This is a genomic window from Flavobacterium branchiicola (assembly GCF_018383905.1).
GTDB classification, from domain to species: domain Bacteria; phylum Bacteroidota; class Bacteroidia; order Flavobacteriales; family Flavobacteriaceae; genus Flavobacterium; species Flavobacterium branchiicola.
Window position 1 is genome coordinate 70,059 of record NZ_JAGYWA010000007.1, and the last position, 12,711, is coordinate 82,769.

13 protein-coding genes and 2 tRNA genes are annotated in these 12,711 nt (G+C 34.2%); all 15 read right to left on the reverse strand.

Going from position 1 to position 12,711, the window contains the following annotated elements:
• Positions 1–84: transfer RNA gene (locus KHA98_RS17640), tRNA-Ser, on the reverse strand.
• A 143-nt stretch (positions 85–227) separates the two neighbouring features.
• Positions 228–312: transfer RNA gene (locus KHA98_RS17645), tRNA-Ser, on the reverse strand.
• 139 nt (positions 313–451) lie between these two features.
• Positions 452–850, reverse strand: a complete 399-nt coding sequence (locus KHA98_RS17650) for an acyl-CoA thioesterase (protein ID WP_213259214.1) — start codon at positions 848–850, stop codon at positions 452–454.
• A 3-nt stretch (positions 851–853) separates the two neighbouring features.
• The gene (gene ribB, locus KHA98_RS17655; RefSeq protein ID WP_213259215.1) at positions 854–1,987 is read right to left on the reverse strand and encodes a 3,4-dihydroxy-2-butanone-4-phosphate synthase; all 1,134 of its coding nucleotides are present in this window, start codon (positions 1,985–1,987) and stop codon (positions 854–856) included.
• Positions 1,988–1,989: 2 nt separating this feature from the next.
• Positions 1,990–3,444 carry an LptF/LptG family permease gene (locus tag KHA98_RS17660; RefSeq protein WP_213259216.1) on the reverse strand — a complete coding sequence of 485 codons (1,455 nt, stop codon included), beginning with the start codon at positions 3,442–3,444 and terminating at the stop codon, positions 1,990–1,992.
• An 8-nt stretch (positions 3,445–3,452) separates the two neighbouring features.
• Positions 3,453–4,145, reverse strand: a complete 693-nt coding sequence (locus KHA98_RS17665; protein WP_246522409.1) for a LolA family protein — start codon at positions 4,143–4,145, stop codon at positions 3,453–3,455.
• A 7-nt stretch (positions 4,146–4,152) separates the two neighbouring features.
• The gene (locus KHA98_RS17670) at positions 4,153–6,609 is read right to left on the reverse strand and encodes a DNA translocase FtsK (protein WP_213259217.1); all 2,457 of its coding nucleotides are present in this window, start codon (positions 6,607–6,609) and stop codon (positions 4,153–4,155) included.
• A gap of 15 nt (positions 6,610–6,624) precedes the next feature.
• On the reverse strand, positions 6,625–6,999 hold the full coding sequence (locus KHA98_RS17675; protein ID WP_213259218.1) for a diacylglycerol kinase family protein: 375 nt from the start codon (positions 6,997–6,999) through the stop codon (positions 6,625–6,627).
• Positions 7,000–7,008: 9 nt separating this feature from the next.
• On the reverse strand, positions 7,009–7,506 hold the full coding sequence (gene tpx, locus KHA98_RS17680; RefSeq protein WP_213259219.1) for a thiol peroxidase: 498 nt from the start codon (positions 7,504–7,506) through the stop codon (positions 7,009–7,011).
• A 911-nt stretch (positions 7,507–8,417) separates the two neighbouring features.
• Positions 8,418–8,675 carry a DUF6952 family protein gene (locus KHA98_RS17685; RefSeq protein WP_035684509.1) on the reverse strand — a complete coding sequence of 86 codons (258 nt, stop codon included), beginning with the start codon at positions 8,673–8,675 and terminating at the stop codon, positions 8,418–8,420.
• Between the two features lie 112 nt (positions 8,676–8,787).
• Positions 8,788–9,096, reverse strand: coding sequence for a thioredoxin family protein (locus KHA98_RS17690; RefSeq protein WP_213259220.1), 309 nt, complete (start codon positions 9,094–9,096; stop codon positions 8,788–8,790).
• Between the two features lie 247 nt (positions 9,097–9,343).
• Positions 9,344–9,982 (reverse strand): peroxiredoxin, encoded by a 639-nt coding sequence (locus tag KHA98_RS17695; protein ID WP_213259221.1) that lies wholly within the window; start codon positions 9,980–9,982, stop codon positions 9,344–9,346.
• 123 nt (positions 9,983–10,105) lie between these two features.
• Entirely contained in the window at positions 10,106–11,719 is a 1,614-nt protein-coding gene (locus KHA98_RS17700) for a glycoside hydrolase family 3 protein (protein ID WP_213259222.1), read from the reverse strand.
• A gap of 2 nt (positions 11,720–11,721) precedes the next feature.
• On the reverse strand, positions 11,722–12,171 hold the full coding sequence (locus KHA98_RS17705; RefSeq protein WP_213259223.1) for a GNAT family N-acetyltransferase: 450 nt from the start codon (positions 12,169–12,171) through the stop codon (positions 11,722–11,724).
• Positions 12,172–12,365: 194 nt separating this feature from the next.
• On the reverse strand, positions 12,366–12,707 hold the full coding sequence (locus KHA98_RS17710) for a tetratricopeptide repeat protein (RefSeq protein ID WP_213259224.1): 342 nt from the start codon (positions 12,705–12,707) through the stop codon (positions 12,366–12,368).
• Between the last annotated feature and the right edge of the window lie 4 nt (positions 12,708–12,711).

Consider the following 12,711-nt stretch of genomic DNA (forward strand, 5'->3'; position numbering starts at 1 on the left):
GGAGAAAGAGGGATTCGAACCCCCGGACCTGTTACAGTCAACAGTTTTCAAGACTGCCGCATTCGACCGCTCTGCCATTTCTCCAGTATGTCGCTATCGTTTTGTGATTGCGAGTGCAAATATAGTGCGTTTTTTTGATTGTGAAAATTTTTTTTCAATTATTTGCAAAGAAAATAATATGCTATAAAAAAGAAACCCTCAACAAAAGTTGAGGGTTTCACTTTCAGCGGAGAAAGAGGGATTCGAACCCCCGGACCTGTTACAGTCAACAGTTTTCAAGACTGCCGCATTCGACCGCTCTGCCATTTCTCCAGTATGTCGCTATCGTTTTGTGATTGCGAGTGCAAATATAGTGTGCTTTTCCGATTATAAAAACTTTTTTTGGAACTTTTTTAAATTAATTTTCAAGTGTCTAATTATCAGTATTTCCGGAAAAGTTTTTTTTTAATTTTTATTCCAGATTATCTAAAATCGGCATTGGTTTTTTGTTTTCGTCAACAGCAACAAACGAAAAAGTTCCTGAAACTACTGTTTCGCGAAGCTCTGAATACATTTGTTCCATGAAAATATCAACATGAATTTTACAACTTGTTCTTCCAACGCTCACAACTTTTGCTACTAACTCAATTAAAGTTCCGGCAGGAATTGCTTTTTTAAAGTCGATTTGACCTGTAGATATCGTAACCACTTTTTTTCGACTAAAACGTGTTGCGCAAATAAAGGCAACTTCATCCATTAGATGTAATGCAGTTCCTCCAAATAAAGTGTCATAATGATTGGTTGTACTAGGGAAAACGGCTTTAAAAATACGTGTTTCAGATTTCTGAATTCTTTCTTCTAATGTTCCCATAAATTAGTAGCTAACGTATTCAGTGATTTCAAGGCCATATCCAATCATTCCAACACGTTTTGTTTGTTCTGTGTTTGAAACCAATCTAATTTTAGAAATATCAATGTCATGAAGAATTTGAGCTCCAATTCCGTAATCCTTGCTATCAATAATAACTTTTGGGGCTTTTAAAGTTCCATTGGCCTGTAAAGTTTTAAGCTCCGAAATTCTGTTTAAAAGATTTACAGCTGTCATATCCTGATTGATGAAGATAACTGCACCTTTTCCGTTTTCATTTATTACTTTAAACATATCGTCTAATTGCTGTTCGGCATTATTAGTTAATGTGCCTAGCAAATCATTATTTACTTGTGAAGAATGGATTCTGGTTAAAATGGGTTCACCTAAATTCCATGTTCCTTTAGTTAAAGCAATATGAATTTGTTTATTTGTTGTTTGCTCGTAAGCCCTTAGTCTAAAAGTTCCAAAACGAGTTTCGATATCAAAATCTTCTTTTTTTACAATTAAGCTATCGTGCTGCATTCTGTAAGCAACGAGATCCTCAATTGAAACTAATTTTAAGTTGAATTTTTTAGCAACTTTTATAAGTTCCGGTAAACGAGACATTGTTCCGTCTTCGTTTAAGATTTCGCAGATTACACCTGCAGGTTTAAATCCAGCTAATCGGGCAAAATCAATTGCAGCTTCTGTATGTCCAGTTCTTCTTAAAACACCGCCTTGTTTTGCAATCAGTGGAAAAATATGTCCGGGACGAGCTAAATCATGTGGTTTTGTATTAGGATCTACTAAAGCTTCAACTGTTTTAGAACGATCTGCAGCAGATATTCCGGTAGTAACTCCATTACCTTTTAAATCTATAGAAACAGTAAAAGCAGTTTCCATATGATCGGTATTGTTGGTTACCATAGCGCGCAAATCAAGTTCTTTACAACGGCTTTCGGTAAGTGGAGTACAAATTAAACCACGACCGTGAGTGGCCATAAAATTGATCATTTCCGGAGTTACTTTTTCAGCTGCAGCTAAAAAATCGCCTTCATTTTCACGATCTTCATCATCGACTACAATGATTACTTTTCCTTGACGAATATCTTCTATAGCTTCTTCAATGGTATTCAGTTGTATTTTTGTTGTTGACATAATTATTGTTGCTTTTGAGCTGGAAAAAACCGCTCGGAAATTTTTTGAAATAGTTGTGAAATAGGTGTTGTAATGGCATCAAAATTTATTAACCCATTATCATTTGTAGCACGATAGGTTAGTAAAATTGCTAATGGAGACAAAATAAATGAAGACATCCATGATCCCATAAAAGGAGTCATACCGCCTTCCTGTGATAATCTTTTTCCAAAAGTATTGATGAAGTGAAAAGTAATAAAAATTAAAACTGCAAATACAATAGGCAAACCTAGTCCGCCTTTACGGATAATTGCACCAAGAGGAGCGCCAATAAAAAACATTAAAAAGCACGCAAAAGCAATTACAAACTTTTCATACAATGCAGTTAAATGTTTGTTGATTTCTCTTTGTTTATCTTTTAAATCTTTCTGAGTTGTTTCAATCGAATAAACATTGCTGGTAACATTACTGGCTGCCATTCTTAGAATATCAGCTTTTTGCTTGTGGGTGTATAGAGATAAAAGATTAGTCGGTAAAGGTTTTTTCTTTTTATCTGTTTTTAATTCAATTGGAGATCTTTTGATTCCAACGCGCTGATTTATATTTTCTGAAAATGATAAGATTTCATTGTCCAGATTTTTATTTAATGAATCTAAAGTATATCGTAATTCGTTAACATTCAGCATTCCATTTGTACTGCTAATGTTTTCCTTATCTTCGTCAACTTTGTTTAGTTCAGAAAGATCGATATTAATGATTTGCTTTTTGAAGGCTGCTTTTACAAATGGAAGTTTGGCGCGATCTTCATATTTTTTTGGTGTAACATCCTGATAATAATAACCATCATTCAAAACCAGTTTTAAGATGCTGGATTTTTCGTTACTTATTAGTTTACCATCTTTTGCTTTAATAACGGTTTTGTTTTCTCCAACGTTATTTGATTTCTCATGAATAGTAACGCCAGTTAAGATATTTCCGTTTTCTCCAGACTTTTTATTTACTTTAATGTTGTAAAAGCCGACATCATTAAACTGTCCTTCGGCAATTGCCATGGCTGGTTTTGCCTGCGCGATATTCTTTCGAAAGTTAACGAATTTGTATTCTGCATACGGAATTACATTGTTGGCAAACCAAAAGGCCACAATACTCAATACACATATGAAAACGATTAGAATACGCATAGCTCTTTGAAGCGATATTCCTGAAGATTTCATGGCTGCAAATTCATAATTCTCAGCTAAATTTCCAAATGTCATAATCGAAGCCAGTAAGACCGAAAGCGGTAAAACCAGTGGGATTATTCGGGGCATTGAGAATAACAGGAATTTTACAATCAATATCAAATCCAGATCTTTACCTGCAAGTTCTGAGATAAAGAGCCAGACTGTTTGTAGAATGAATATAAAAAAAAGGATTACAAATACCGTAGTAAATGTAATCAGAAATGTTTTTAGTAAGTATTTGTCTAAAATTTTCAACCTTGTAATTAGTCTAGTTTGTTGATGTAATATTTTGGGTATTTGCTAGCAACAAAGGTAAACTGATTTTTTGATAATGGCTGATTGGTTTTAAAAGAATTAACGGTTAAAGTTGTTTTTGTTCCGTTTTTTCCGGTTTCAATCAAATTATAGATGTGTTTAGTCTGAACGTCAATACCTAAAAGAATTTCTTTTCTTTGGTCTTTTCCACTTGTAGGAACTAATTTAATGTACTGAATTTTTCTTCCTTTTACATTCTGAACGATATCCATATTGTATTTATATCCAGAATTAAAGAAAGTAAGCATTTTTGAAGGCGTGATTGCGTTATCATCTTTTTCATTTACTTTAGAAACAGTAACTTCTTCATCTTCCGGTACGATCGTATATGTTTTTTGTCCGTCAAAAATTTTTGTTACGCCCATAAAGTTCAATACATATTGATTTCCTTTCATGGTTACATTTCCTTTACTGTCCTGATTGATGTTTTCTTTGGCGTTATTCAACGAATATTTAAAATCAATTACAATATTGTCATAACTTTTTATTTTGGAAGTAACTTCGTTCAATAAATCTTTGGCTTTTTTATCCTGTGCCTGAATAGAAGTGAAGCTCAAAAGCATTACGATTGCCATTTGAAAACACTTTTTAGTCATGTTAGTGATAGAATTGTTACTGATTTCCTGAATTTTCTTTTTCATGATGGGGTTAATTTTGTTCATTATTAAAAAATTGATCAAGAGCACTTAAGTCTAAAATGTTCACACTTCTTGCTTTACTGCCTTCAAAAGGACCTACAATTCCAGCTGCTTCCAATTGATCAATCAATCGGCCAGCTCTATTGTAACCTAATTTTAATTTTCTTTGCAATAATGAAGCAGAACCTTGCTGTGCATTAACAATTATCTCAGCAGCTTCTCTAAATAAGGTGTCTCTGTCGGAAATATCCATATCAAGATTGATGCCAGTTTCTTCTCCAACAAACTCAGGAAGTAAATAAGCCGTAGCATATGCTTTTTGTCCACCAATAAAATCTGTAATTTTTTCTACTTCCGGTGTGTCAATAAAGGCACATTGAACACGCGTTACATCATTTCCGTTTGTATATAATAAATCCCCTCGTCCAATTAATTGGTCTGCTCCTTGTGTATCAAGAATGGTTCTCGAGTCAATTTTTGAAGTTACTCTAAACGCAATTCTTGCAGGGAAATTGGCTTTAATTAAACCAGTAATAACGTTTACAGAAGGTCTTTGAGTTGCAATAATTAAGTGAATACCAATTGCACGGGCTAATTGAGCCAAACGGGCAATAGGAATTTCTACTTCTTTTCCGGCAGTCATAATCAAATCGGCGAACTCATCGACAACCAGGACGATATAGGGTAGAAATCGGTGGCCTGCTTCGGGATTTAATTTTCTTGCTTTGAATTTATCATTGTACTCTTTAATGTTACGAACCATCGCATCTTTTAATAAAGAATAACGATTATCCATCTCAACACAAAGAGAATTTAAAGTGTTAACCACTTTTGCATTGTCTGTAATAATTGCATCTTCCGTATCTGGAAGTTTTGCTAAATAATGTCTTTCAATTTTATTGAAAAGAGTAAGCTCTACTTTTTTAGGATCCACCAAAACAAATTTTACTTCGGCAGGATGTTTTTTGTATAAAAGTGAAGTTAAAACGGCATTTAATCCAACAGATTTTCCTTGTCCGGTTGCTCCGGCCATCAACAAGTGAGGCATCTTGGCTAAATCGACAACAAAAGTTTCATTGGATATGGTTTTTCCAAGAGCAATTGGTAGTTCCATTTCAGCTTCCTGAAATTTAGCTGATCCAATAACGCTTTTCATAGAAACCATAGTTGGGTTTTTGTTCGGAACCTCAATACCGATAGTTCCTTTTCCAGGAATTGGCGCAATAATACGAATTCCCAGGGCTGATAGAGACAAGGCAATATCATCTTCTAAACTCTTGATTTTAGAAATTCTGATTCCGGCTTCCGGAACGATTTCATACAAGGTTACAGATGGACCAACGGTCGCTTTAATCTGTGCGATTTCAATTTTGTAGTTACGAAGTGTGTCTACAATCTTGTTTTTATTTTCTTCTAATTCTTCCTGATTAATTGTAATTCCTCCTGTCGAGTATTCTTTCAATAAATCGATTGTAGGGAATTTGTAATTGGACAGATCTAATGTCGGATCAAACAATCCAAAATCGGCAACCAGACGTGAAGCTAAATTTTCTTCAATAATATCTTCTTCTTCTGCTTTTTCAATAACAAATTCTTCTGTATGAACAGCAGCGGTTTCTGTAACAGGATTTACATTCATTTGTACAGGTTTTAAAACCGGATTCAAATCAATCTCTGATGAATGTGAAATGGTTGGTTTTAAAGCTTCTTTATTGATTTCAAATTGAGAATCAACCGTCTTTAAATGAATGTTGTCTAATTCAGAATCCTGATCTTCTTCAATGGCAAACTCTTCCAGATTGTATGCACTTTCTGGTTCTTGTGGAGTTGGTTTAATGGAGTTTAATTCTGACTTGAACTCTTTTTTTGTTGAGTCAAAATATGACTGAATTTTTTCAGGAGATAGTTTAATCTTGAAGATGAGATAAATGATTAGCCCAAAAAGAAGGGTTAATAATGTCCCTGTTTTTCCGATATAATCCTGAAGGAAAAGATTTAGCTCGTAACCAATTGTTCCTCCTAATTCTGGTGCTGAAGTAGCAAAAAAGCCAAATAAAACAGAAACAATTATTACAGCAAATAAATCCCAAAACCAGGTGTTTTTTAATTTTTTGGTCGAAAGTTCTAATGCAAGAAATAATCCGGTTAAGAAAAATAAACGAACAAATATAAAAGAAGCAATCCCGAAACCTCTGTAAACAATAAGGTCGGCGAGGAAAGCGCCAAATTTACCAAGCCAGTTTTGTACTACTTCGGTACGATCACCAAGCTGACTTACTGCACTTTGGTCTGTTTGCCATTGCCCGTTAACATAAAACGAAATAAATGCAACTAATAATGCAATCGAAAAGAGTACTAAAAGGCATCCTAGAACAAATTTTTGTTGTTTGGATAATGTGAAGGACCTAACGCTCTCGATTTTTGATTCGGTTTTTTTGTCTACAGTTTCTTTTTTACTTTTTGCCATTCTTGCGTTTCTTGCCTATATAAATTTTGGGAGATAAATAATTAAGCCAATTGCTATTGCAGTCATTGCAGCAAAAAATACCGCTCCGGCAGCAATATCTTTAATAAATCCGATTCGTTTGCTGTAATCAGGATGAATAAAATCAGCAATTTTTTCGACCGCTGTATTTAATCCTTCAACCGCTAAAACTAAACCAATAGCTAATGTTTGGCAAAGCCATTCGGTTTGTGAAATGTGAAAATAAAATCCGGCAATAGTCATTAGGATACCCAATGAAAATTGAACCATGATGCTATGTTCTGTTGTAATCAATTTTACAGCACCGTTAAAAGCATAAGTCATGCTTTTTAAACGGCCTGTAACAAAAGTATTGTCTTTTTGAAATTCCATGTATGGGTATTATAGTGCTGCTAAAGCCGCTTCGTAATTTGGTTCGTTTGCAATTTCTGCAACTTGTTCTGTGTGAAGTACTTTTCCGTTAGCGTCAACCACAATGATTGCTCTTGAGTGTAAACCAGCTAATGGTCCGTCTACGATTTCTAAACCGTTTGCTTTACCGAAAGCACCAGTTTGAAAATCAGATAAGTTTACTACATTTTCTAAACCTTCAGCACCACAAAAACGTTTTTGAGCGAAAGGTAAATCTCTTGAAATACATAAAACAGTTGTGTTTTCTAATCCGCTTGCACTTGCGTTAAAAGTTCTAACAGATGTTGCACAAGTTCCTGTATCTACACTTGGAAAAATGTTTAAAACTAGTTTTTTACCAGCAAAATTACTTAATGAAGCAACTGATAAATCATTTTGAACTAATTTGAAGTCAGCTAATTGTGATCCAACTGCTGGTAATTCGCCTGATGTATGAACTGGATTTCCTCCTAATGTTATTGATGCCATGATTTTTGATTAAATTAATGAGGTTCAAAAGTAAGGATTAATATTTGAATCTAAAAGTATTTGTTGTGCGTTTAAGGATAGATTAAGGAGTACTTTTTGATCGTCACGAATTCACGAATTTGTGATTTATTTTTAATAATAATTTTTGTTTTTGGAGAATATTGTAAGATTAATTTATTCTCAATCTTGTCAGGCTGAGCGAAGTCGAAGCCCGCGCAGGTTGCTCTGTAATCTAGTTTTTCAATTGCCTCCGGCTTTAGCTGGAGGTTTTGTAGATAAGGGAAAGGGCTTTATCCAAAATTACGCATTTGGCTAAAGCCTTTTTTGATGCTTGTTTGAATATCTCCAGCTAAAGCTGGAGGCAATTGATTGTTTTATTTGTTTGAATATTCATGCATTAGCTTTGTCAGAGTTTGATCGTGGAGCTACTTGTGGAGATCCTTCCTTCGTCAGGATGACAAGGTCGTGTGAAAAAACTTTTGTAAATAATTATTATGACTTAAACCGAAAACTTCTTTTGAAAACTTTTACCTGCGAGAGGGATAGGAGCAATCCGCCGCAGCGGAGCGGATAGCCCGACAGCATCCCGATAAAAGGGCGAATAGGCGCAAAGTGAGTTGCCCTTTTATCGGGATGGTGGCTCGCCCAAATAATGTTAGATTTTTAGATTTCGGAGTGATGATTTTAGATTTAGTCTGTCAGGCTGAGCAGAGTCGAAGCCCGGGTAAGTAACCCGAGACTCTAGATACGCAATCTTTGTCGATTTGCTTTGCGTGGGCTTCGACTCCGCTCAGCCTGACAAAGATTGCTTGAAAACTGAGACTAAAAACTGACCACTAAAAAAAGCGTCTCTAATTAGAAACGCTTTTTTTGTCATGTTTTTTTGTTTTTTCTTTGAAAAAGAGGCTCGATTATTTATCGATTGAACCTAAAACACGTTTCATAAACGTATTTAAAGCTTCTTTTTTATCGGTTCCCTGTGCTACCAATTTTTGTACTTCAAGGGCGCCATACATATTTGAAATCAATTCGCCGATTACGTCTAATTCTTCATCTTTAAGAGAAGAAATTTCGGTCATGGCTTCAAGAACTTCGATCGTTTCTATGATATAATCCTGATCGTTTTCTTCGATGAATTGCGTTAAATGCTTAATTACTGGTAATTTCATAATTTAGACTTTCTTAGATTTTTAGACATTCTTAGATTTCTTAGACCTTTTTAAAGATTATAGACAACCTCTGAGAAGTCTAAAAATCTAAGCCAGTCTAACGGATCTAAATTTAAGCAATTGTGTTTACTAGATCGATTAAAACTTCTTGTTTGTTAGTTTGCGTTTCGCCAACTAATTGTCCGTTTACAAAAGTAGCAAAAGTAGGCAGGTTGCTTACGTTAGCTAATTTTCTTGATTCAGGAGAGTTTTCTGCATCAACCAAAACAAAAGTGATAGCTTCATTTTCTGTTGCTAATTTTTTGAATTTTGGTTTCATAATACGGCAATTTCCACACCATGAAGCTGAATATTGTACTACTACTTTTTCGTTTTTAGCAACTAAATCTGCTAACGTATCTTCGTTTAAGTCGATTAACATATCTTTATTTTTTAAGGTGCTAAGTCGCTGAGGTGCTAAGGTTCTAAGTTTTTTTAGCCTCTTAGTCCTTTAAAATGACTTAACGTTAAAATTATTTTTTGAGATCTTAAGTCATCGAGGTTCTAAGATCCTAAGTGCTAATCTTAGAACCTAATGACTGTATTGTAGAATTGTATTTTAAGTTTCAAAAGTTCAGTTAAAAAAGCTTAGCGCCTTAGTAGCTTAGAACCTCAGAACCTTAAAAAAATTAGTTTGCGCTTAAGTATTCAGCAGTACTGATTCTGTCAGCAGACATTGCTTCTTTACCAGCTTCCCAGTTTGCAGGACAAACTTCACCTTTAGTCTGGATGTGCGTGTAAGCGTCAACCATTCTTAAGTATTCGTTTACGTTACGTCCTAATGGCATATCGTTTACACTTTCGTGGAAGATTTTTCCAGTTTCGTCAATAAGGTAAGTAGCTCTGTAAGTTACGTTTGAACCTTCAACGATTACTGAATCAGTTTCTTCGCTATAGCTTGTAGATTCGATATCAAGAATACCTAAAATGTTAGCTAAGTTACGGTTTGTATCTGCTAAGATTGGGTAAGTAACACCTTCGATTCCACCATTGTTTTTTGCAGTATTTAACCACGCAAAGTGAACTTCGTTTGTATCACAAGAAGCACCAATTACGATAGTATTTCTTTTTTCGAATTCTGGTAATGCAGCTTGAAAGGCGTGTAATTCAGTTGGACATACAAAAGTAAAATCTTTTGGGTACCAAAATAAAAGTACTTTTTTATTGTTGTTTACTGCTTCTTCAAAAATGTTGATTTTTAAATTGTCACCCATTTCTGAGATAGCATCTACTGCAATACTTGGGAATTTTTTTCCTACTAAAGACATAATATTCGTTTTACGTTAAAAATTTATTTGATGCAAAAGTAGGGCATAAGTGCAGGTAGTTACAATAAGATGTGATTATAAAAACTTATAAGTTGATAAATTTTGACTATTTAACTTTTTAACTTACTGAATGTCAATATTTACTGGTAAAACACCATTGAAACTATTTTTTTCTAAAAATTGAATTCCTGCAGTTTTTTGAAATTCTTCAAAATCCTGATACGCCTGAATTAGCCCAAAAGCCTTTTTAAGATTCGGAATAATTGGTAAAACGTATGGATTTCCGAAAACGTAAATAATGCATTTTTTGGTTTGAAGTAAGTCTGAAAGTAATTCTAAAACTTCATTATTAACTTCAAAATTATTCATTGGTTTTGCTTTTGGAACAAATAATGAAATAATGAGTGTTTCGAAGTTTTCTAATTCTTTTTTGATAGCAGAAATATCTGAAACTTCTAAATTTTCAAAAGCAAATTCCGGTGAAGGTAATTCGGTATTTAAAGTTTTGAAGAATGTGTTTTCGGTATTTTTATATAAACTTAGTTTTGCTAAAGTGTTGTTTTTATGCGCTTCTTTAGCTAAATCTGAAATTCCGTTATCAATGATTTTTGTGATACAATTTTCAGCGATTTCACGATTTAGTTCAGAAGTTTTTTGGAAATTTAATTCACCTGAGATAAAATCGTCATTTGATAAGATTCCAACTTTTTCTTTCGCTTTTCTAATTCTTTCATAGCTTTCGAAAATACGATCTGGTGAAGCATTTTTATAAATGGCTTCAATTCCTTCGGGAACATTTTCGGTGAAACACAAAACGTCGTTTCCAGCGTTGAAAGCTTCCCATTCCAGTTGACCTTTTGTTTCATATAATTTAGAAACGCTGTGCATATTTAAAGCATCAGAAATAACTAAACCGTCGTAACCTAATTTATCACGTAAAAGATTCTGAATAACCGCTTTTGATAAAGTTGCCGAAGTATCTTTTCCGTCATTTAAATTTGGAACAGCCAAATGTCCAATCATAATCGAATCGACATTATTTTCAATTCCTTTAATGAAAGGATATAATTCGTTTTCCATTAATTCTTCCAGAGTTTCCTTTAAAACAGGTAATCCCAAATGCGAATCAACGTTAGTGTTTCCGTGTCCGGGAAAGTGTTTCAGGCATCCTAGAACGCCAACTTCTGACATTCCGTTTAAATATTCAATCGAAAAATTGGCTACTTTTTCTTTGTTTTCCCCAAAAGAACGATAACCAATTACAGGATTGTTCGGATTGTTGTTGATGTCTGCCAGAGGCGATAAATTATATTGAATTCCGGCCGCTTTTAAATCCAAACCAATTTGTTTTCCAACTTCGTAAACTAAACTTGATTTGTTTTCCGGTAAAGCACCAAGCGTAATGGCATAAGGATATTGCGGTGTTTTTTCGATGCGCATTGCCAAACCCCATTCGGCATCAATACTGATTAAAAGTGGAATAGAAGCGGCTTTTTGATAACGAATAATCAAAGCTTTGATTTTTTCGTAACTGTCATCGTTAAAAACAACTTTTTTCTTGCTTTCATAATTGGTCGCAGCGCTCGCACGACTATGAAAAAAGGTTAGTCCGCCAATATTGTGCTCTCTAATAAGGCGTTCTGTTTCCTGAATGTTTTCTTCGGTATCGTTGATGAAAACAGCTGGGAAGAAAAACTGTCCTATTTTTTGTCTTAATGCTTCGGCTGTGATTTTCATTATTATAAAGTCTTTTTCATGCAAACGCTATTATCCATTTCCTCGTAAGGCGGATAATTTGGAATGATGGTATAATTTAATTTTTGGTATAAGTTGATGGCTTCCGGCTGGTTTTTCCCGGTTTCAAGAATGGTATAAGTATAGCCTACTTCTTTTGCCCAGATTTCAAGTTCCTTTAAAACGGCCGATGCAATTCCTTTTTTTCGATGATCGGGATGAACATACATTCTTTTAATCTCTGTTTTGCCTGGTTCTTTTTCGCGAAAAGCGCCACAGCCAACAGGAATTCCGTTTTCGTAGTAAACAATTGTATGTTTTATTTTATCGGTTTTATTAAACTGATTATAAAACGCATGATCGTCGCCATCTCTAATTGCTAAATCCTTATCTAATAAAACAACTAGATTTATAAAATCAATGTCGTCTGAATTGGTGCGTTTTAAAGTAATCATGTCAATAAAAATTTAGTTATCTTATTTTTTACCATTAAGGCATTAAGTTCATAAAACTATGACTTAAATTGTTTAATCTATTTGTGGCAAAAGAAAATTAAGCTTAGGGGCACAGTTTTACTTTATTTTCTCCTTTTCAACAGAAAGTTCATAAAGCTTGGCTTAAATTACTTAATGTCTTAATGGTGAGAAAATTATTTCAACTTTGCTTTCTTTTGCTTCGCTAATTGTTTTTTGGTTTCGAGTGCTTTTTCTAATCGGTTTTTAAAACGGAAAAGTTTTGGCAAGCCTTCAATTCTGTCTACAAGAGTAATTTCTTCGTAAACAATAATGGCTTTTTCTAAAACGCGAATTTCATTCTCAATATCATTTTGGTTCTTATAGATTGTTGCCAGTCTATCGTAAGGATGATTTCCTTTAAAGCCTTCCTTGACATTTTCCTCATATAATTCAATTGCTTTTTCAGGATTTCCGGTTTTTTCGAACTCAGCTCCTTTCAGATTGCGTTCGGCTTGCAAATTTTCATTGATTTCCATAGGT

Coding starts and splice junctions, on each gene's coding strand:
- KHA98_RS17685 (WP_035684509.1), bottom strand. CDS start 8,675: ATGAAATTACCAGTAATTAAGCATTTAACGCAATTCATCGAAGAAAAC.
- KHA98_RS17670 (WP_213259217.1), bottom strand. CDS start 6,609: ATGGCAAAAAGTAAAAAAGAAACTGTAGACAAAAAAACCGAATCAAAA.
- KHA98_RS17650 (WP_213259214.1), bottom strand. CDS start 850: ATGGGAACATTAGAAGAAAGAATTCAGAAATCTGAAACACGTATTTTT.
- KHA98_RS17700 (WP_213259222.1), bottom strand. CDS start 11,719: ATGAAAATCACAGCCGAAGCATTAAGACAAAAAATAGGACAGTTTTTC.
- KHA98_RS17665 (WP_246522409.1), bottom strand. CDS start 4,145: ATGAAAAAGAAAATTCAGGAAATCAGTAACAATTCTATCACTAACATG.
- KHA98_RS17675 (WP_213259218.1), bottom strand. CDS start 6,999: ATGGAATTTCAAAAAGACAATACTTTTGTTACAGGCCGTTTAAAAAGC.
- KHA98_RS17705 (WP_213259223.1), bottom strand. CDS start 12,171: ATGATTACTTTAAAACGCACCAATTCAGACGACATTGATTTTATAAAT.
- ribB (WP_213259215.1), bottom strand. CDS start 1,987: ATGTCAACAACAAAAATACAACTGAATACCATTGAAGAAGCTATAGAA.
- KHA98_RS17695 (WP_213259221.1), bottom strand. CDS start 9,982: ATGTCTTTAGTAGGAAAAAAATTCCCAAGTATTGCAGTAGATGCTATC.
- KHA98_RS17710 (WP_213259224.1), bottom strand. CDS start 12,707: ATGGAAATCAATGAAAATTTGCAAGCCGAACGCAATCTGAAAGGAGCT.
- KHA98_RS17690 (WP_213259220.1), bottom strand. CDS start 9,096: ATGTTAATCGACTTAAACGAAGATACGTTAGCAGATTTAGTTGCTAAA.
- tpx (WP_213259219.1), bottom strand. CDS start 7,506: ATGGCATCAATAACATTAGGAGGAAATCCAGTTCATACATCAGGCGAA.